A 19,952-nucleotide genomic window follows, 5' to 3' on the forward strand; every position below is an offset into this window, starting at 1 on the left:
TCGGCGCTCCGTGCGGTGCACCAGCCGTGTCCCGGGCCGCGCACCAGGCGGGCGCGAGCTCACCCACGGTCTGCATCCCAGGCCTTGCGAAGCCCGATTCCCCAGCCGTTCACAGCCCGGACGCACACCGCCCGCAGCGCGGGCCCACGACAGCCCCCGCCTGCAGAACCCAGGTCGGCCGCGCCCCCTCCGTGCGCCGTTCTGCCCGGCCGTCCGGGACAGCGTCTCCTGACGCACGCAGCATCCGGTCACCGCGACCGCCCGCCCCACCCCGCAAGCCCGGCCCGCCGCCCCAACCCACCCGTACGACACACCCGATCACCCCCCGCCGCGCCACCGAGCGGCGGGCACGCACCGAAGGACCGCCCCAGGTGTTCCAGACTCCCGAGACCTCCCCGACCGCCCACACCTTCCAAGTGGATCTGCGCGGCCTGGTCGACCTGCTCTCCCACCACCTCTACTCCAGCCCACGGGTCTATCTCCGCGAGCTGCTGCAGAACGCGGTGGACGCCATCACGGCCCGACAGGCCCTCACTCCCGACGCCGTCGGCGCGATCACCGTGCGCACCGGGGAGACGCTGACCATCACGGACACCGGCATCGGCCTGTCCGAGGCCGACGTGCACCGGTTCCTCGCCACCATCGGACGCAGCTCCAAGCGGACCGTCGACGGCGCGCTCGACGGCGCGGGACTCGACGCGGCACGCGGCGAGTTCATCGGCCAGTTCGGCATCGGCCTGCTCGCCTGCTTCGTCGTCGCCGACGAGATCACCGTGCTGAGCCGGTCCGCCGCCGACCCGGGCGCGCCCACGGTCGAATGGCGGGGCCACTCCGACGGCCGCTACACCATCCGCACCCTGCCGTCCGCGACGCTTCCCGAGCCCGGCACCACCGTGACGCTCGTCCCGCGCGCCGACAACGCCGAATGGACCACTCCCCAGCGGGTCATCTCCCTCGCCCGGCACTACGGCGGACTCCTGCGCCACGACGTCACCGTCGTCGACACGCGTGGCGAGAGCCATCGGATCAACGCCGCGCCGCCGTGGGAGCGGACGCATCGCTCCCCGCTCGCCAAGCGGGAGGCGTACACCGCGTACTGCCGCGAGCTCTTCGACTTCGCCCCGCTCGACACCATCGAGCTGGACCTGCCGGCCGCCGGCCTGCGCGGTGTCGCCTACGTCCTGCCGACGGCGGTCAGCCCGGCCGAGCGCGCAGGGCACCGCGTCCACCTCAAGGGCATGCTCCTCACCGACCAGGCTCCCGAACTGCTCCCCGACTGGGCGTTCTTCGTCCGCTGTGTCGTCGACACCACCAGCCTGCGGCCGACCGCCTCCCGCGAGTCGCTGTACGAGGACGGCACGCTGTCCGCCGTGCGGGATGCCCTCGGTGACCGGATCCGCGAGTGGATCACCGGACTCGCCGCTCGTGACCCCGCTCTCCTGCACCGCTTCATCGACAGCCACCACCTCGCGGTCAAGGCGCTCGCCCGCCACGACGACGAGCTGCTGCGCATGGTGCTTCCCTGGCTGCCGTTCGAGACCACCGACGGCAACGTCACCCTGGAGGAGTTCGCCCGGACGCACCCCACGCTCCTCGTGACCCGGAGCGTCGAGGAGTTCCGCCAGGTCGCGCCGATCGCCTCGGCGGCCGGACTCGGCGTCGTCAACGGCGGCTACACGTACGACCGCGACCTCGTCCACCGGCTGCCCGAGGTCAGGCCCGGCACCACGGTCGTCGACCTCGACCCGACCACCGTCACCGCGCACCTCGACGCGGTCGCCCCCGGCGCCGAGCTGCGGGCCGCCGCGTTCCTCGCGGTCGCCCGCGAGACGATCGGCGTCCACGACTGCGACGTCGTCCTGCGCGACTTCCAGCCCGTCACCGCCCCCGCCCTGCTCCTCGACAACCGCGACGCCCGGCACGAACGGACGCGGTCGAGCCTCGCCGCCGACAGCGACGGCCTGTGGGGCGACATCCTCAACTCCCTCCGCGAGGAGACCCCGCGCGCCCAGCTCGTCCTGAACCACCTCAACCCGCTGGTCCGTCAGGCCCTCACCATCGACGAGCACGGACTCGCGGTCGCCACCGCCGAAGCCCTGTACGGCCAGGCGCTGCTGCTCAGCCGACGTCCGCTGCGCGCCAGCGAGAGCGCCCTGCTCAACCGGGCCTTCATCGGCCTGCTCACCCACGCCATGCACCGGCCCGACGAGGCGACCCCCGGCTCCGAGCCCCGGAAGGAACTGTAAATGCTGGACACCCCCGAGGCGGTCGTCGAGGCGCTCCGCGAGAACCACGAGCGCCCCCACGGACTGGCGCGCACCGTCACAGCGGAGGAACTCGTCGAGGCCGCCGAAGCCTTCGAGAAGTCCGACGTACTCGTCACCGCGCTCCTGGAGCTCATGACGGCGTACGAGTACACCGGCGAGCACCGCAAGTCGCCCGTCGTCTTCGCCCGCGTCCTCAAGCTGTGGGACAGCGCCTCCGAGTCCTTCAGCCCCTACGAGGCCCACCAGGTCTTCTGGCGCTTCAAGTGGGTGACCACGTCGCTGTTGCAGGTGCCCGAGGTGCCCCTGGCGTCGATCGTCGGCTGGATCGACCAGATGCGCAGCCGGTACGAGGCCGCCGACCACGCCGTCCAGCCCGTGGCGGCCATGCGTTTCCACCTCGCGCAGCACACCGGCAGCGGCGTCGCCGACGCGTACGAACTCTGGGCCACCCGCCCCCGGACCGACCTCAGCGACTGCGAGGCCTGCGAGACCCGGCACCACGCCTGGCACCACCTCTCCGGGGGCGACGACACCGCAGCCCTCGACATCTGGCGGCCGGTCCTGGACCGCGAGCAGGGCTGCACCGAGGAGCCGCAGATGAGCCAGGCGCGTGCGCTGCTCCCGCTGCTGCGCGCGGGACGCACCGACGAGGCGCGCTCCCACCACCTCACCGGCTACCGAAAGGTGCGCGGCACCACCGGCACGCAGGCCGAGGTCGGCTACCACCTCGAGTTCTGCGCCCATTCCCGCAACGAAGGCCGCGGCCTGGAGATCCTGGCGGAGAACCGGCCCCTCTTCGAGGCGAAGGGCGCCCCGCTCGACCACCTGAGCTTCCTCACCGGCGCGGAGGTGCTCATCGCCCGGCTCGTCGAGGCCGGCCACGACGACACCGCCGTCGCCGGCCCGCCCGGCCGCGCCTGGACCGCCGCCGAGCTCCTCACGCACGTGCGTCGAGAGGCCGAACTCCTCGCCACCGCCTTCGACACCCGTAACGGCACCACGGCCGTCGGCGACCGCCGACGGGCCCGGCTCGCCCTGGCCCCGCTGCTCGACGAGCCCCTGCCTCTCGGTCTGCGCGCTACGCCGGCCCGCACCGCGTCGGCCGGCGCCGCGCCCGCCACTCCCGCCTCCGCCTCCGCCCCCGCACGAATCGGAATCCCCGACGACTTCGCCGCCCTGGTGCGCGAGGCCCGCCGCCTGGCACGGGAGGGCCACCCCGGCGACAGCAGGCTGTGGACGTGCGTCGCCGAACGGCTCGCCGACGCCACCGAGCCGTACGACGCCACTCTCGGCCCCGAAGACCTCCTGGCCGCGGAGCTCGCCGAACACAGGGCAACGCAGCTCTGGTTCAAGGATCGCCACGTGAGTGGGGCCGCCGAACTGGACACGGCCGTGCGGCACTTCGAGCGGCTGGACATGCCCTGGCACGCGCTCGCCGCCAAGGCCCGTTCGCGCGCGTGGACGGCCGCCCCGGGCTCCCGCGACGGTGACGGGGCCGCCCCTGACCTCGTCGAGATCCGGACCGCCCTCGACGACATGCTCCGCGAGGCGGAGAAGCTGGTCGCCTCGACGCCCTTCGACGCCGAGCCCCTCGGGGAGGCCGAGGCCGCCTTCGGCACCGACCTGCGCGCCGAACGCGTCCTCGCGTACCTCTCCCTCCACTATTCGGTGGCCTTCGCCGCACACCAGGAGCTGCACGCCGCGCTGGGCCGTACTGCGGAGGACCAGGAGGCACCGGAGGCGACGGACGGCATCGAGAGCATCACCGAGCGGTTCGAGAGGAGCGTCGACACCCTCTGCTCCGAGGCGTCCCGCCTCGGCCAGCCCCAGCAGGCCGCCACCGCACGTCAGTTCCGCGCCGACCTGCTGGCCCGCCGTGGCTCCCTCGCCGACGCCGAACGGGAACTCCGCACCGCCCTCCAGGAGATCGAGTCCGCCGGCCGGCCCTGGCGCCGGCCGCGCCCGTCCGTCCATCTCGCGCAGCTGCTCCTCACCCAGGACCGGCCCGAGGAGGCGACGGACCTGATCCACTCCGCGATCGCCGATGCCGTCGCCCATGACGACCCCACCTTCCGGCTCGGCCCGGCGTACCTGCTGCTCGGCCACGCCGCCACACACCTCGACGACGTCAAGGGAGCCGTACGCCACCTCTCGGAGGCCGCCGCCCGTTTCGACCAGGAGGACGACCCCGGCGGTGCCGTCGAGGCGCGCCTCCAGCTCGCCGACGTCCTTGCCCGGTCCGGCCGGCCGGACGACGCCGTCGCGGTGCTGGAGTCCGCCCTCACCGACGTGCCGCCCACCGTCGACGAACGCATGCTGGCCCAGGGGCGCCTGACCCTCGGACGCGGCCTGCGCGACCTGGAGGAGTACCTCCCGGCGGCCGAGGAGCTGCTCCGCCTCGCCGACACCGTCGCGGGCTGGTCCGAGGAGGACCGTGGCGGAGTCCTCACGCTGGTGGCGGCCGAAGCGGCGACCACCCTTGCCCTCGCCGAGCGCTGGGAGGCGGCGGACACGGCGTACGACCGCGCCCTCGTCGCCCACGCCGAGGCCCCGAACCCTCCGCTCGTCACCCTGATGATGCGGGAGTTCGCCCGCCTCACCCTCCAGACCCGCGACGGCGAGGACACCGAGGCGGCGTTGGAGCACCTGGCCCGCGCCGACGCCGTCCTCGCCGACCTGCCCTCCGGCGAGCAGGACTTCGCGGTCTGGTACGAACGAGGCGAGAACCACTACCGCCGTGCCCGGATCCTCTCCGAGGCGGGGCGCTTCGACGAGGCCCTCCCGGAGGCCGAGGCCGCCATCGCCGCACACGAGGAGGGCGGCGAACGGGGCGAACTCCCCCGTGCCGAGGCGGTCCGCCTCGCGGCCCTGATCGAAGGCAACGGCCTCGACCGCGCCGCCGACGCCGTCATCCGCCTGACAGCTGCCTCGGCCCGCTGCCGACAGGCGGGCCACCCCGAGGCGGCCCACGTCCTGGACACCCTCCGCCAGGACCTCCGCACGCGCTGAGTGACGGCAGGACGACGAAGGGGGCGGCGCACCGGTCCGGAGGCCGGGGCGCCGCCGCCGGCGAATCCGTGCGGGGTCCGGGACAGAGGGCCCTGGCGGACCAGCCTCCGGGATCGTGACGACCGACGTCGGCTCCCGCCCGCCGATGAGGTGGAGCTTGATCGAGAGGCGGCGCGTGAGCCTCCGTGATCAGGGGTGATACCCGTACGGCATCGAGGCCTCGGAATCGGTCTTGGACCCGGCCCTTCCACCGCAGTGGAATCGAGACATGAATGACGAACGGAAGAACAGCGGGCTGACGACGGTCTGCGTCGCGTCGGCGGCCGGAGCGGGCGGAGCGGGCGGTAACGGGCTTCCGGCCCCTTCGAGGGCGGCGGGATCCGCGACCGGGAAGGTCGGCGATGTCGGGAGGGCGCTGACGGTCCGGGCGGTACCGCCGGGCGTTCGGCACACGGTCGGCAGGGCGAGTGGCCCACCCGCGTTCGCCGCCTCCGGATTCGCCCGGGCCTGCGGTGGAGGGGAAGCGTGAACGTCGCCTACTGGACCGTGGCCGGCCTGCTCGCCCTCTTCTATCTCTACGGGGGCGGGGTGAAGGTGGTGTGGAGCCGGGAACGGCTTCTGCCGATGATGGCGTGGATGGACCGTACTCCCATGCCGGTTGTCCGGGGCATCGGCGTGATCGAGGTGCTCGGCGCGCTCGGTCTGGTCCTGCCGCCGCTGACCGGCGTCGCGCCCTGGCTCGCCCTGGCCGCGGCCCTCGGATTCGTCGGCCTGCAGATCGGCGCGACCGGGGTCCACCTGCACCGCGGTGACCGTCGGATCGCCCTCAACGTCACACTCCTGCTCGCAGCGGCCGTCATCGGCGGACTGGCCACGACGTGGCTGTGACACCGTGCGGCGAAGGGTGCCCACCCAGCCCCGGCAGAGGTCCGCGGGCTCTGGACCGCCGAGCTGTGCGCGCTGACGTGTCCGTAAGGAACTGCCCAGCCGGTCGACCGTGAGGCGGACCGGCCGAGGGGCATCTTCACCGCGTCAGGAGCGGTAGGCGGCCGTGGCGATGCGTACGAACGACTGGAGCAGTGGGCTCGTACGGCGCTCGTCCCACGCCACCACCACGCGGCTCGGCGCCATGTCGGTCAGCGGGACGACGGCCAGTTCCTCGGACAAGTCGTGCCCCAGCGGTGCCATGCCTACGGTGCCGTTCCACAGCACGGCCTGCACGCACTCCGCAACGCCCCGGACGACGGGACCCCGGCGCGGTTCACCGCCGTTCCAGTACGACCGCCAGAGCGGGTCCGTGCCGTCGGGGAACTGGAACCAGTCCCGCCCCGCCAGGTCGGCCAGTTCGAGATGGTCGTGGCCGGCCAGCGGGTCGTCGGCACGGAGCACCGCGCCCACCGGGTCGGCGCGCAATTCGCACACGGCCAGGCCGGTCTCGTCGAACGGTGCCCGGGTCAGGGCGACGTCGACCAGTCCGGCGCGCAGTCCGCAGGTCGGGTCGGTGAGGTCGGTCTCGCGGATGCGGACCTCGACGTCCGGGTGGCGGCGCCGGTACGCGACGGCCAGCCTCTGGGCACCCTGGTCGGTGCCGTCACCGAGCATGCCGACCGTGAGGACGGATGCCCCGGCGGCCGCGGCGACCCGCGCCCGCACCTGATCGGCCCGGTCGAGCAGGGCTCTCGCCTCGTTGAGGAGCGTCGCGCCGGGTGGGGTGAGCGTGACTCCCGCGGGGGAGCGTTCGAGCAGCGAGGCACCGAGGTCGGCCTCCAGCTGCTTGATCGCCCGGCTCAGCGGAGGCTGGCTCATGTGCAGCCGTGCCGCGGCGCGACCGAAGTGGAGTTCCTCGGCCACGGCCACGAAGTAGCGAAGGGTGCGCAGCTCCATGACCGCTGACGATACCCGTTCGGTATCAGCCCGGGCCGGTGCGAGGGTCACGCCGGCGGCCGGGCATCCACCCATTCAAATACCGGTATAGTTTTACCGGCATCGAGATGGGACTCCACGAGGAGAGCGGCACATGATCGAGATTCTGAACCCTGCCCTGCTGGCCCGGGCACGAGACACGGGCGTCCTGGTCGCAGACATCCTGCAGACACTGAAGGAGCGGAGCACGGTCGGCACGAACCTCCTGGACATCGACCGGTGGACCAAGACCATGATCACCGAGGCAGGAGCCTCGTCCTGCTACGTCGACTACGCGCCGTCCTTCGGCCGCGGCCCGTTCGGGCACTACGTCTGCACAGCCGTCAACGACGCGGTACTCCACGGCCGCCCCCACGACTACGCCCTCGCCGACGGCGACCTGCTCACGCTCGACCTCGCCGTCTCCAAGCGCGGAGTCGCGGCCGACGCCGCCATCAGCTTCCTCGTCGGCGACGCGAGGCCCGAGGAGAGCATCGAGATGATCAAGGTGACCGAACGCGCACTGGCCGCAGGGATCGCCGCCGCCGGCCCCGGAGCCCGCGTCGGCGACATCTCCCACGCCATCGGCACCGTCCTCGGTCAGGCCGGATACAAGATCAACACTGAATTCGGGGGCCACGGCATCGGGTCGACCATGCACCAGGACCCGCACGTCGCGAACACCGGGCGACCGGGCCGCGGCTACAAGCTCCGCCCCGGACTGCTGCTGGCGCTGGAGCCGTGGGTCATGGCCGACACCGCCGACCTCGTCATCGACGCGGACGGCTGGACGCTCCGCAGCGCGACGGGCTGCCGGACGGCACACAGCGAACACACGATCGCCATCACCGACGCGGGAGCCGAGATCCTCACGCTGCCGACGCCGGCGTAGCCGCAGGGGATACCTCAGGGCTCCGGGCAGTCCGGGGCGCGGCACACCCCCTCGGCTGTTCCACAACAGGACCACGTCGTCCGTCCAACGCCTGAGCTTCCGTGCGGCGGCTTCCGTGCGGACGGCGGTGCGACGGGTCGCCGCCCGCGTGTCCGCGCCGAACCGCCCAGCCGGAGCGATGTGACCCCCGGGGGGCGCTGGGACGATAGTGACGGACGAGACGGGGTATACGACCTGCGTGAGCATGGAGGGACGGCGCGGGCCAGAACCGCAGGAGGCGTTGCTCGCGGGCCTGAGCGTGGACGCGAGCCGACCCGAGCAGCCGGTGCTGCTGGACGGGGCCGGAAAGCCCATCCGCACCTGGCGGGAGAACTACCCCTATGACCGCAAGATCCGGCGGGCCGAGTACGAGCGGGCCAAGCGGATCCTCCAGATCGAGCTGCTGAAACTCCAGCGCTGGGCCAAGGACACCGGAGCACGGCTCGTCGTGATCTGCGAAGGCCGTGACGCCGCGGGCAAGGGCGGCACGATCCAGCGCTTCACCGAACGCCTCAACCCCCGCGGCGCCCGCATCGTCGCCCTCGACAAGCCGAGCGAGCGGGAGACGGGCCAGTGGTACTTCCAGCGCTATGTCGCCCACCTGCCCGGCCCCGGGGAGATCGTCTTCTTCGACCGCTCCTGGTACAACCGCGCGGGTGTGGAGAAGGTCATGGGCTTCTGCACCGACGACCAGTACAGGCTCTTCCTCACCCAATGTCCGGCCTTCGAGGCGATGCTCATCGAGGACGGCATCCTGCTGGTCAAGTTCTGGTTCTCCGTATCCCGGGCCGAGCAGCGCACCCGTTTCGCCATCCGCCAGGTCGATCCCGTGCGCCAGTGGAAACTCTCACCCACCGACCTGGCTTCGCTGGACCTGTGGGACGCCTACACCACCGCCAAGGTGGACATGTTCCGTGCCACCGACACCGCCCATGCGCCCTGGACCGTGGTGAAGAGCAACGACAAGCGACGTGCACGCCTGGAAGCGATGCGCAGCCTGCTGTGGCGGATCGACTACGCCAAGAAGGACGAGGCGGCGGTCGGCCGCCCGGACCCCTTGATCGCAGGGGCCGCCGCCACCCTCCTCGAAGCCGGTGAGGACCCTGCCGGCCTTTCCCCCACGCCCCTGGCCGGTGTGACCGTCGGCCCCGGTCACCACCCTTCCCCGGCCACCGGCCCCTCGGCTTCCGACCCTTCTGCGCAGGAGGGCGATCCCTCCCCTGCTCCACAGGAGCGCGATCCCTCCGATCGAACCTCTCCCTGACCAGGCCGACGGGCAGGCACGGAGCGCGGCTCTTCCGCGGCGGTGTGTCTCCGCTCACGCCCTTTCCACCTGAATCCCCGGCGCCCGGGTCAGGCCACGGCTCCGCCCCTTGGATTCACCCGCTTTCGCGGCACACATGACTGCCTGTCGCGGAAGCGGTCCCCGGAAAGCATCCGGAGCGTCGGGGATCGCCGACGTGGCGTGCAATCGAGATGTCTCCGGGGGGCCGCGGACGCGGATGCAGACACGTGCGGGTGACACCGTCCGATTGCGCCGTTCGACATGCGGCATAAGCGCGAACTAGTCGGTGGCGGCGCACACTCCCCGGCGACCGACCCGCCGATCAGCCCAGCTCACGAGTCACTCCGCAAAAATGACTACGTATGCCCATACTCTCGTTCTACATCTTCCGGGATGGCTCGGCTTTTCGAACAGTCAGGCCAATCCGGCATTCGATTGTAAGCGCGAGCGGATCTCGAGGTTGTTCCGCTTCTCATTCCTGGAGAACACATGCGCGTTGCCGTGACCGGTGGCGGTGGTTTCCTTGGCTCACACCTCTGCGAGGCGCTTCTGCGGCGCGGCGACTCCGTGGTGTGCCTCGACAATTTCTCGACGGGCGACCCGGAAAACATCGCCCATCTCCTGGCCCACCCGGCCTTCGAGTTCCAGCACGCCGACGTGAGCGTGTCCGTGAAGGTCGCCGGCCACATCGACGCCGTCGCCCACCTGGCCTCCCCGGCCTCCCCTCCCGACTATCTGCGCCACCCGCTGGAGACGCTCGCGGTCGGGAGCCGCGGCACCGAGAACGCCCTTCGCCTGGCCATGCGTCACGGCGCCCGCTTCATCCTCGCGTCGACGAGCGAGATCTACGGCGATCCGATGGTCCACCCGCAGGAGGAGACGTACTGGGGCAACGTCAACTCGATCGGCCCGCGCAGCGTCTACGACGAGGCGAAACGATACGCCGAGGCGGTCTCCGCCGCGTACCGCCGCACGCACGGAGTGGACGTCGGCATCGCCCGGATCTTCAACACCTACGGCCCCCGCATGCGCCCCCACGACGGTCGGGTGGTGTCCAGCTTCATCACCCAGGCTCTGACGGGCGAGCCGCTCACCATCTACGGAGACGGCGGCCAGACCCGCAGCTTCTGCTACGTCGACGACCTGGTCCGCGGCCTGGTCGCGCTCCTCGACTCCTCCGAACTGGGCCCCTTCAACCTCGGGAACCCTGTCGAGCGCACCGTCTCCGAACTCGCGGACATCGTGCTGGAGATGACCGGCTCGGCATCCGAGGTGAAGCACCACCCGCTGCCGGTCGACGACCCGGTCCGTCGCCGCCCGGTCATCACCCGCGCCCGCGAGGTACTGGGCTGGGAGCCGGAGATCGACATCACCGAGGGCCTGCGTCGCACGGTCGCGTACTTCGCCTCCCACGCGGACCGCCTCGCCGCGTCGGCCGCGTCGATCCGCGGCGGCCAGGACGAGACGATGCCACTGGCCGCGGCGCCATCGGCGCCCCTCACACCGCAGACGATCCCCGGTCCGGCCGGCACCCCCACCGGCGTCGCCTCCACCGCGCCCGGGGCCCCTGTCGCGGGTGGCTGACCCACACGCCGCGGCGGGCCTACCGCCGGTCCCGCCGCGGCCCTGAGTCCGCCGAGCCTGCTCCCCCCGGGCTCCCCGGCCTCCCCCGGGCTCCCCCGGGTTCTCACCCTGTCGCACCGCCTGGAGAACCAGCTGCCATGACGTCCTTGGAGCAAGGTCCCGCACACGGGACCGGCACCGCCCAGGAACCCCCGCTCCCCTCACCGGCTCCCGGGTCACCGGCGGAGTGGGAGGCGCTGGGGGCGGAGATCCACGCCCTGTCGAACGGCGCGGTGGCCTCCATCGGTCCGGACGGCCCGGTCCTCGCGCTCCCGGCGCGCGGGCTCACCCCGCGCCCGTCCAGCTTCGTCCGGGCGTTCTCGGGCCCCCACCGCTTCCTGGTCGCCCTGCTGTCGCTGGGCTGGGCGGCCTGCCTGGTGTGGTTCTGGGTGTGGTGGCTCGAGCCCTCGCACCGCATCGGCTGGACCGGTCTGGTGATCAACAGCGCCCTGCTGCTCTACCTGGCCTATCTGCCGGTGCACTTCCTCGTCGCGCTGATCCGGATGCGGCGCTTCGACCCGGCCGTCGAGGTGCCGCGGCTGCGTACCGCGTTCGTGGTGACCCGCGCCCCGTCCGAGCACTGGGACATCGCCCGCAAGACCCTCGAGGCGATGCTCGGCCAGGACTACCCGTACGCCTACGACGTATGGCTGTGCGACGAGGATCCCACCGAGGAGATCACCGACTGGTGCGTGGCCCACGGTGTCGGCCTCTCCTGCCGCCGTGGCCGCGCGGACTACCACCGGGCCGCCTGGCCGCGGCGGACCCGGTGCAAGGAGGGCAACCTCGCCTTCTTCTACGACCATTGGGGATACGAGCACTACGACGTCGTCGCCCAGCTCGACTGCGACCATGTGCCCCACCCGCGCTACCTCGCCGAGGTCGTCCGGCCCTTCGCCGACCCGGCCATCGGCTACGTCGCCGCCCCGAGCGTCTGCGACGCCAACGCCGACCAGTCGTGGGCGGCGCGCGGCCGTCTGCAGCGGGAGGCGCTCTTCCACGGCCCCGTGCAGCTCGGCTACTCCGCCGGGCTCGCTCCGCTGTGCATCGGCTCCCACTACGCCGTGCGCACCGAGGCTCTCCGGGACATCGGTGGCCTCGGCCCCGAGCTCGCCGAGGACTTCTCGACGTCCTTCCTGCTCAATTCGGCAGGCTGGCAGGGCGCGTTCGCGATCGATGCCGAAGCGCACGGGGACGGCCCGATCACCTTCGGAGCGATGGTCACCCAGGAGTTCCAGTGGTCGCGCAGCCTGGCCGTGATGTTCTTCGGGATGATGCCGCGTCACCTGAGCCGGATGCCCGGAAAGCTGCGGATCCGCTTCTCCTGCGCGCTGCTGTACTACCCGCTGCTCGCCCTGACCACGGTGATCGGCATCATGCTGCCGCCCATCGCCGCGGTCACCGGTGTTCCGTGGATCAACGTCAACTACTTCGAGTTCCTGGCCCGTTTCTGGACCATGTCCGTCTGGCTGATGCTCCTCACGCTGCTGTGCCGCAGGCTCGGCCTGCTGCGCCCGAAGGACTCGCCCGTGATCAGCTGGGAGATCTGGCTCTTCGGCCTGGCCCGCTGGCCGTACGTGGCCTGGGGCGTGGCGGCGGCAGCCGTGCAGAAGCTGCGGCCCCGCCCGGTCACCTTCAAGGTCACGCCGAAGAAGCGGGACGGCCTGGAACCGCTGCCGCTGCGCGCTGTGGCGCCGTACCTGGTGATCACGCTGTTCCTCTCCTGCTCCGCCGTCGTCGGCCAGTTCTCCGGCCCCGCCTTCGGCTACGTGTTCCTCTGCATCCTGGGCGCCCTGTCGTACGCGATGGTGACCCTCGCGGTCTGCACCCTGCACGTCGGAGAGACGGCACGCGCCGCCGGGGTGCCGCGGCACCGGGCGCTCCGCACCGCAGCCGTCCCGCTCACCGCGGGGCTCGTCGCCCTGCTCCCGCTGGCGCTCGCCGTCGGCGTCTTCCCCACCTATCTCGCCGGCTTCTACGCCTGGTGACGGCCCCTGCGGCCGATCGAGAATCGAGGTTCCCGTGCCCCAGACCGTCCTGGTCACCGGCGGTGCCGGCTTCATCGGCAGCCACACCTGCGTCGAGCTCCTGCGAGCCGGCCACGAGGTCGTCGTGCTCGACGACCACTCCAACAGCTCGCCCGAGGTCCTCGAACGGGTCGCCAAGATCGCGGGCCGCCCCATCGCGGCGGCTCACGTCGCGGACGTGCGCGACCGGAGGGCCCTGGACGCCGTCTTCGCGAGCCACCCCATCGAGGCAGTGATCCACTTCGCCGCGAAGAAGGCCGTCGGCGAATCGGTGCGGATCCCGCTCGCGTACTACGACATCAACGTCGGCGGTACGACGGCCCTGGTCTCCGCGATGCACGAGCACGGCGTGCACCGGTTGGTGTTCTCGTCCTCCTGCTCGATCTACGGCGACGTCACCACCGTCCCGCTGACCGAGGAGTCGCCGGCGGCGCCGACCAACCCGTACGCCACCACGAAGTGGACCTGCGAGCAGATCCTCGCGGACGTCTGCCGACACGTGCCCGAGCTCCGGGTGCTCGCCCTGCGGTACTTCAACCCGGCCGGTGCCCACCCCAGCGGGCTCCTCGGCGAGGACCCGAGCGGCGTGCCGAACAACATCATGCCGTTCCTCACCCAGATCGCCGTCGGACGCCGCGACGAACTCAGCGTCTTCGGCGACGACTTCCCCACCCCGGACGGCACCGGGATCCGTGACTACGTCCATGTGGTCGACGTCGCCGAGGGGCACCGCGCGGCCCTGGACCACATCGACGACGAGCCGGGTATGCGGGTCTTCAACCTGGGGACCGGGCGCGGCGCGTCCGTCCTGGAGCTCGTGCGCACCTTCGAGGAGGTGTCGGGGCGGCCGATCCCGCACCGCGTCACCGGGCGCCGCCCGGGTGACGTCGCCGAACTCGTCGCCGACCCCACGAAGGTCGCCTCGGCCTGGAACTGGACCGCCCGGCGCGACCTGGCCGCCATGTGCCGTGACGCGTGGACCTTCCAGCAGCAGAACCCGCACGGCTACGCGCCCTGACCCCTCGCGCCGTACCCCACCCGCGTTCAGACAGGAGATCACCGCATGCGGTTGACCGTCATCGGAACTGGCTATCTCGGAGCTGTGCACGCCGCCTGCATGGCCGACATCGGACACGACGTCCTCGGCGTCGACGTCGACGCCGAGAAGATCGCGGCACTCGGCGAGGGGCGACCCCCCTTCTACGAACCCGGCTTCGACGAAGTCCTCACCCGCGCCCTCGACTCCGGACGACTGCGCTTCGGCACCAGCCTCCGCGAAGCGGCGGCGCACGGCGAGGTCCACTTCATCTGCGTGGGCACTCCTCAGCAGGCCGGCTCCCACGCGGCCGACCTGCGGTACGTCGACGCCGTCGTCGACGGGCTCGTGCCGCACCTGCCGGCCTCGTGTCTGGTGGTCGGCAAGTCGACGGTCCCGGTGGGCACCACCTCGCGCCTGGCCGCACGTATCGAGGAGCTCGTCCCGGCGGGGGTACGGGTCGACCTGGCGTGGAACCCGGAGTTCCTTCGCGAGGGCTTCGCCGTCGAGGACACCCTGCGACCGGACCGGATCGTCGTCGGCACGGCCGGCCGGGAGGCGGACGAGACTCTGCGTCGACTGTACGCTCCGATTCTGGACGCGGGCGTCCCGTACATCGGCACCGATCCGAGCACGGCCGAGCTCGTGAAGGTCGCGGCCAACTCCTTCCTCGCCACGAAGATCTCCTTCATCAACGCGATGGCCGAGGTCTGCGACGCCGCAGGCGCGGACGTGGTCACCCTCGCCGACGCCATCGGCCACGACACCCGGATCGGCCGGCGGTTCCTCAACGCCGGACTCGGCTTCGGCGGCGGCTGCCTGCCGAAGGACATCCGGGCGTTCACCGCCCGCGCCCAGGAGCTCGGCGTCGGCCCCGCGGTGGCCTTCCTGGACCAGGTCGACGAGATCAACGAACGGCAGCGGACGCGGACCGTCGAACTCGCCCGTCAGCTGGCCGGGGGCAGCCTGACCGACCTCCGTGTGACCGTCCTGGGCGCCACCTTCAAGCCGAACAGCGACGACGTGCGTGACTCGCCGGCGCTGGCGGTGGCGGCGGCGCTGCACCGGCAGGGCGCCGACATCCGGGTGCACGACCCGGAGGGCGCCGTGAACGCGCGCCGCGCCCACCCGGAACTGCGCTGCGAGGCGGACCTTCTGACGGCCTGCCAAGGGGCGGAGCTCGTACTGCACCTCACGGAGTGGGAGCAGTACCGCACGCTGGATCCGGTGAAGCTGGCCCAGGTGGTCCGCAGGCCGGTCCTGGTCGACGCGCGCAACGCGCTGCCGCACGACGAGTGGCGGGCCGCCGGCTGGACCGTCAAGGCGCTCGGCCGTCCCGCACCGGCGGACGGGCCGCCGGCCGCCCGGGCCGGGAAGCCGCTTCGGACCACGATCGCCTCGCCGCCCGTCGAGGCGAACCACCCCGACCTCCTGCCCCCGGCGCTGCCGACCGGCAGGGTCTAGGGCGTGTTGCGAAAGTAGCGCCGTCCGCCCGAAGGGCGGGCCCCGCGGCGTCTGGTGCGTGCGATCGCAAGGCGGAGGGTCGTCCTCGTACCGGGTGTACTCGGACGATCCCGACAACGCAGCGAGCGTGCGTGCCAGGCGTCGCGGGGCAGGCGGGACTTTCGCAACACGCCCTAGAGGTACCGACTCCCAGCACGCCGACGCCGCACCGCCCGCCCGGTCATGGACCGTGCGGGCGGTGCGGCGTCACGGCACGTCGGGCCGGGCGGGCGGTGCGCTACTGCGCGGCGCCGGGGCGCAGAGCGTCCGGGAGGCGGTTGCCGAAGTAGTCGACAAGACCCGCGTCGACCCCCGAGTCCTGGGGGCCCATGCTCACGGACACCTCGTCCTCGCAGCGTGGCACGAGGTTCTGGGCCCCGGCCGGGTCGGTGACGGGCACGGTGAGGGCGCGCAGGCACGGGTCGTCGCCGGTGCCGGTCGGCTCACCGTCGAGGAGCTCCTGGCCGGAGGCGGTTCGCCAGTCGGCGAGGTCGGTGAAGCGCCGGCTCCCCCAACTCAGCGACCAGGGACCCTCGCTGTGGTAGAGGTTGCCCCGGAACTGGTGCGTGCGGGAGAGGTACGAGGACTGCGCGTCGACCAGGGGACCCCCGTCGGTGGCGAAAATGTTGTCGTGGACCTTCACCCCCCTCATACCGTCGCGCAGCCGCAGGGCCGGAGGCCGGATTCCCGCGGCCCGCGCGGAGGCGAGGTCCCTCGTCCGCATCACGACCGTGTTGTGGTGGATGTCCAGGTTCTTCATTCGCGAGCCGTAGGCGACGATGCCGCCGTACGCGGGAAGCTTCCGTGAGTCGTCCCAGCTCATGTTGAAACGGACGATGTTGTCACGGTGGGCGCCGGTCGCCTCTCCGGAGTAGACGAGGAACCCCGGCCCGTCGTTGCCGTAGGCGAAGTTGTACTGCATGACCGAGTGGGACACGTTGTTGTCGAGGCCGAAACCGCCGCCGTCCACCCGGGATCCGGTCCGGTTGCGGTAGGAGCGGTTGTTCTCCAGGACCACACCGGTGGAGTCGTACGCCCAGATGCCCTCGGGGCCCTCAGGGGCGTCGAGGGCGGAGCGCGCGCCGTTGTCGTGGGCCACCGAGAGCCGCACCTTGGCGTCCCGGACGCTGCCGAGAGCGATGCCGCTGCCGGTGTTGCGCCCGTCACTGCCCGGGGTGCCGGTGTTGGAGGCCGCGGTGACCCGCTCGATGCGCACTCCGGAGTGGGCGTAGACCGGATCGTCCGCCTCGAACTCCGGTCCGTAGAACGCGAGTCCGGCCTCCAGGTTGTGGTGCACGGAGACGTCGCTGATACGCACGTCGCTGTAGCCCGTGACGGTGTCGCCCTCCGCGCCGACGCTGATCCCGTTCTGGAAGCCCCGCGCCTCCACGTTCGCGATCCTGACGTGGGCGAGCGGCCGCTTCCCGGGACGGGTCGCACGGAAGGAGATCCCGACCCCTTCGCGCAGCGCCTTGCGGTCGCCGACCAGCGCGATGTTCCTGATCTCCACGCCCGCGGTGTCGCGCACGGCGATGCCGGAGGTTCCGCGGGGAGCGATCGTGGCGCGACCCGTTCCGTACGAATCGATCACGACCGGACGCGCCGCACTACCCGCCTCCCCCTCTCCGAGGGTGACGGCGCCGCGGAACCGCTCGCCGCCCTTGAGCCGGAGCCTGTCACCGGGCCGGAAGTTCACGGTGTTCGCGTGGTCCAGGGTCTTCCACGGCTTCTCCGGCGACAGGCCGTCGTTCCGGTCGTCGCCGTCCGGACTCACGTAGAAGGTGAAGGGACCGCCGCTCGCGGGGCGGGCCGGGCGGTAGACCCCCGGCACGTCGCACCCCGTGAGCAGCAGGAGCACCAAGGCCGAGACTCCCGCCGCGGCCCTCGTCGTCCGGCAACGTGTCACCGCGTTCATCCGCACCCCCTGAGGGACGTTCCAGCGCCATATCAGGCAAATGAAGCAACAGACTGTCACATACCGGACTTATGGAGCGTCATCGAACGTGCGGCATCCGAGTCACGTGGCGCGTGACACCTTCAGCCCGCGGTCAGACGGGCGGCATCAGATCACTCTCGCTGACGGTGTACGTCAGCGGAGGGTAGGTGAAGTCCGCCTCGTCGTTCTCACGACGCCTCTGCCGGTAGAACTCGCGCCTCTGCTCGTCGTCGGCCAGCACGAGGCGCGCACCCTGCGGCAGGAAGGGACACCCGTCCCGGAATCGAACGAGTGACTTCGAGGTTCGAAAGGTAATGCCCAGCCACTGATTCTCCACCGCGCGAACAGGCGGATCCAGAACGATCTTGTGCCTGAGTCGCCGATTCGCATCGACGGAGAACGCCACGACACCGTGGTGAACGAGAGGCACCTCGAGCCTTCCGCCGCCCGACCCCTTCGATTCGAAGATCAGCTTTCTCGGAGGGCCTGCCTCGGGGTGTTCGTAGCAGGAGAAAACGGCGATGAACGAGTCGTCGGCCAGATCGAGGGACTGGTCGGAATGGCTGCCCATGGTTCTGTAGGCGTTCGTGTAGCTTTCGACAAGGGCGTTGTTGAAAGCCACCGGCAGCGCTGCACGCTCTTGGATCTGTCGCGCCAGCCTGTCGTGCACAGCGCGGAAGCGCTGCGCCGCGCCGCTGTACCGCGTCGTCGTGCGCACGAGAGGCACAGTTCCCGCCTCGTCCACCTTGGCCAGCACGGCGCCTCGCCGGCCCTTCCCCACGTCTTCCCAACGAGCCGAGGCCGACAGCTCGGCAAAGAGATTCTCCTCGGCGGGCAGGGTGCATGAGATGATCTCGCCCGAGATCCTAGACCCGTGGGGCAACGTAGTCTCCCTCGTTCATACTGAAGAGAAATTCGTCGCCGTAGTCGACGGAGGACGAGGTGCTGTTCTCCTCGGCGTACAGTCTGCGCAGCTCTCTCAGGCCGGCCGCGGTGGGTGGCCCGAGCTCCACCACGTCTCCGGCGACTTTGAGGAACGTACTGCCGTTCTGGTGAACGGCTTCGGCGCCCGAACAGCGCACCACGTACCCCAGGCGGGTCGGGAGCAGCTCGGCGGACAGCGTCGAGGGCTTGATCTCGTGCGTGTACAGGCGGTTGGTGGACAGCGGCATGAAGAACACCGAGCCGGGATAGAGGGTCACGGTGAACTGCGAGGGCAATTGACCCCCGTCGCATTCGCCGGAGGGCTCCTTGAGGCGAAAGTGGAGCCTGGTCAATCCACTGACGTTCTTCACGCCGTAGTCGAAGGCGTCCTCGGCCAAGGGCCGCAGGTTGTCGAGCCGGTCGTAGAAGGTACAGAAGGCCATGATTCCGTTGACGGGCATGTCCTTGGTCTTGTCGGCATGGGCCGAGATCCTGGCCTTGGACTGCTTGCGCTCAGCCGTGGCGGCGGTGTTGTGGTAGATCTGCGCGAGGACGTGGTTCAGAGGTGCCTGGTGGCGGAAGACGGAGGCGGCCTCGCGGTTCAGCGCCTCCACGATGCGCGTGTCGGTCGGCCGGAAGTTCTCGGTCGGCCCCGAGAGATTCGTGGAGCACCGGAGCAGGCGGAAATGAAGTTCGTCGCCGTCTCGCGTGACGGGCGTCAGGTAGATCCCGCTGCGACGGGCCGTCCCCGGCTTGGTGGACTCCGTCAGCGCCTGGAACGTGTGCTCGGCACGGATCCGTCCGAAGTGATCGGCGTCGAGTCCGAAGAAGCGGCGGTAGTACACGCCGACACCGTGCACGCGGACGGGAACTCGCCCGAGGTCGACCAGACTCCACCGCTCGTCGTCACCCTCGCGGTACCCGTGCGCGAACTCCCGGACCACGAACACGCGTTCAGCCGAACGCAGTTGGAGAGCGCTGATGCCGGACACGTCACCACACAGGTACACCGACTTCCGTGTGACGTCGGTCGAACCAGAGGCAAGGTCCTCCGGTGTGATCACGGACCCGAAGAAGTTCCTGACCAAGTCGTCTTCGTCAGACGCCGAAGAAACGACCAGGACGTTGCTCGCATCGTCGATGCAGGCTTCTCTCAGCTCTGTCGTGGGCATCAGACGCCACCTGTCATTCGCAGATCTTCGCGGAGTACGTAAGACCCCGGACATACCGTGGACATGGCGACGGTCCGCGTTCCTGCAGGTGCGCCGCGAGAGCGCACCTGCAGGAACGCGGACCGTCGAAACTCGATGCTCTCACGGGGGTTCGACGCCGAGCAACGCGTTCTGCGCGGCAGGCGGGCGGTCGCGAGACGCAGACCTCGCTCCACGACGAGACCTGTCGGGTGCCGCCGGCAGCGAAGCCGTTCCGGCGTCGGCGGGCGGGCGGAGGGCGGACCGGTCGGTCTGTCGTTCGGCGTGCGTTCACATGGCAACCGGGCGGATGCCGAAC

At 71.0% G+C, this 19,952-nt stretch carries 13 protein-coding genes; 9 read left to right on the forward strand and 4 right to left on the reverse strand.

Features of this window, described 5'->3' with window-relative positions:
• Positions 1-371 precede the first annotated feature (371 nt).
• From ACZ3IJ_RS10260 to ACZ3IJ_RS10270, 3 genes are all read left to right on the forward strand, one after another.
• Complete coding sequence (locus ACZ3IJ_RS10260; RefSeq protein ID WP_467467240.1) at positions 372-2,246, forward strand: HSP90 family protein; 1,875 nt, start codon at positions 372-374, stop codon at positions 2,244-2,246.
• On the forward strand, positions 2,247-5,276 hold the full coding sequence (locus tag ACZ3IJ_RS10265) for a hypothetical protein (protein ID WP_467467241.1): 3,030 nt from the start codon (positions 2,247-2,249) through the stop codon (positions 5,274-5,276). It begins immediately after the preceding gene.
• A 525-nt stretch (positions 5,277-5,801) separates the two neighbouring features.
• Entirely contained in the window at positions 5,802-6,164 is a 363-nt protein-coding gene (locus tag ACZ3IJ_RS10270) for a DoxX family protein (RefSeq protein WP_467467242.1), read from the forward strand.
• A 144-nt stretch (positions 6,165-6,308) separates the two neighbouring features.
• Here ACZ3IJ_RS10270 and ACZ3IJ_RS10275 read toward each other — a convergent pair whose 3' ends face one another.
• Positions 6,309-7,160: a LysR family transcriptional regulator gene (locus ACZ3IJ_RS10275; RefSeq protein ID WP_467467243.1), complete on the reverse strand. Its 852-nt coding sequence runs from the start codon at positions 7,158-7,160 to the stop codon at positions 6,309-6,311.
• Between the two features lie 133 nt (positions 7,161-7,293).
• Here ACZ3IJ_RS10275 and map point away from each other — a divergent pair, with 133 nt between their 5' ends.
• The 6 genes from map (at position 7,294) to ACZ3IJ_RS10305 (ending at position 15,544) form a co-directional block, all read left to right on the forward strand.
• A complete protein-coding gene (gene map / locus ACZ3IJ_RS10280) occupies positions 7,294-8,070 on the forward strand; it encodes a type I methionyl aminopeptidase (protein ID WP_467467244.1) in 777 nt (258 codons plus the stop codon).
• Positions 8,071-8,314: 244 nt separating this feature from the next.
• A complete protein-coding gene (gene ppk2, locus ACZ3IJ_RS10285) occupies positions 8,315-9,373 on the forward strand; it encodes a polyphosphate kinase 2 (protein ID WP_467467662.1) in 1,059 nt (352 codons plus the stop codon).
• A 510-nt stretch (positions 9,374-9,883) separates the two neighbouring features.
• Positions 9,884-10,978, forward strand: a complete 1,095-nt coding sequence (locus ACZ3IJ_RS10290; RefSeq protein ID WP_467467245.1) for a UDP-glucuronic acid decarboxylase family protein — start codon at positions 9,884-9,886, stop codon at positions 10,976-10,978.
• A gap of 137 nt (positions 10,979-11,115) precedes the next feature.
• Positions 11,116-13,005, forward strand: coding sequence for a glycosyltransferase family 2 protein (locus ACZ3IJ_RS10295; protein ID WP_467467246.1), 1,890 nt, complete (start codon positions 11,116-11,118; stop codon positions 13,003-13,005).
• A 34-nt stretch (positions 13,006-13,039) separates the two neighbouring features.
• Positions 13,040-14,062, forward strand: a complete 1,023-nt coding sequence (galE, locus tag ACZ3IJ_RS10300) for a UDP-glucose 4-epimerase GalE (RefSeq protein ID WP_467467247.1) — start codon at positions 13,040-13,042, stop codon at positions 14,060-14,062.
• Between the two features lie 45 nt (positions 14,063-14,107).
• Positions 14,108-15,544, forward strand: coding sequence for a UDP-glucose dehydrogenase family protein (locus tag ACZ3IJ_RS10305; protein ID WP_467467248.1), 1,437 nt, complete (start codon positions 14,108-14,110; stop codon positions 15,542-15,544).
• A gap of 277 nt (positions 15,545-15,821) precedes the next feature.
• On the opposite strand, the gene ACZ3IJ_RS10310 is transcribed toward ACZ3IJ_RS10305, so the two are convergent.
• The 3 genes from ACZ3IJ_RS10310 to ACZ3IJ_RS10320 form a co-directional block, all read right to left on the reverse strand.
• Positions 15,822-17,498 carry a right-handed parallel beta-helix repeat-containing protein gene (locus ACZ3IJ_RS10310; RefSeq protein ID WP_467467249.1) on the reverse strand — a complete coding sequence of 559 codons (1,677 nt, stop codon included), beginning with the start codon at positions 17,496-17,498 and terminating at the stop codon, positions 15,822-15,824.
• Between the two features lie 133 nt (positions 17,499-17,631).
• The gene (locus ACZ3IJ_RS10315; protein ID WP_467467250.1) at positions 17,632-18,402 is read right to left on the reverse strand and encodes a hypothetical protein; all 771 of its coding nucleotides are present in this window, start codon (positions 18,400-18,402) and stop codon (positions 17,632-17,634) included.
• Positions 18,386-19,615 (reverse strand): hypothetical protein, encoded by a 1,230-nt coding sequence (locus tag ACZ3IJ_RS10320; RefSeq protein WP_467467251.1) that lies wholly within the window; start codon positions 19,613-19,615, stop codon positions 18,386-18,388. The genes ACZ3IJ_RS10315 and ACZ3IJ_RS10320 overlap by 17 nt, the downstream gene beginning before the upstream one ends.
• Between the last annotated feature and the right edge of the window lie 337 nt (positions 19,616-19,952).

It is taken from the genome of Streptomyces sp. NPDC013317, assembly GCF_055563155.1.

Excerpts from the sequence above, each read along its gene's own strand:
- ACZ3IJ_RS10265 (WP_467467241.1), top strand. The coding sequence starts at position 2,247 with ATGCTGGACACCCCCGAGGCGGTCGTCGAGGCGCTCCGCGAGAACCAC.
- ACZ3IJ_RS10275 (WP_467467243.1), bottom strand. The coding sequence starts at position 7,160 with ATGGAGCTGCGCACCCTTCGCTACTTCGTGGCCGTGGCCGAGGAACTC.
- map (WP_467467244.1), top strand. The coding sequence starts at position 7,294 with ATGATCGAGATTCTGAACCCTGCCCTGCTGGCCCGGGCACGAGACACG.
- ppk2 (WP_467467662.1), top strand. The coding sequence starts at position 8,315 with ATGGAGGGACGGCGCGGGCCAGAACCGCAGGAGGCGTTGCTCGCGGGC.
- ACZ3IJ_RS10290 (WP_467467245.1), top strand. The coding sequence starts at position 9,884 with ATGCGCGTTGCCGTGACCGGTGGCGGTGGTTTCCTTGGCTCACACCTC.
- ACZ3IJ_RS10295 (WP_467467246.1), top strand. The coding sequence starts at position 11,116 with ATGACGTCCTTGGAGCAAGGTCCCGCACACGGGACCGGCACCGCCCAG.
- ACZ3IJ_RS10305 (WP_467467248.1), top strand. The coding sequence starts at position 14,108 with ATGCGGTTGACCGTCATCGGAACTGGCTATCTCGGAGCTGTGCACGCC.
- ACZ3IJ_RS10310 (WP_467467249.1), bottom strand. The coding sequence starts at position 17,498 with ATGAACGCGGTGACACGTTGCCGGACGACGAGGGCCGCGGCGGGAGTC.
- ACZ3IJ_RS10320 (WP_467467251.1), bottom strand. The coding sequence starts at position 19,615 with ATGCCCACGACAGAGCTGAGAGAAGCCTGCATCGACGATGCGAGCAAC.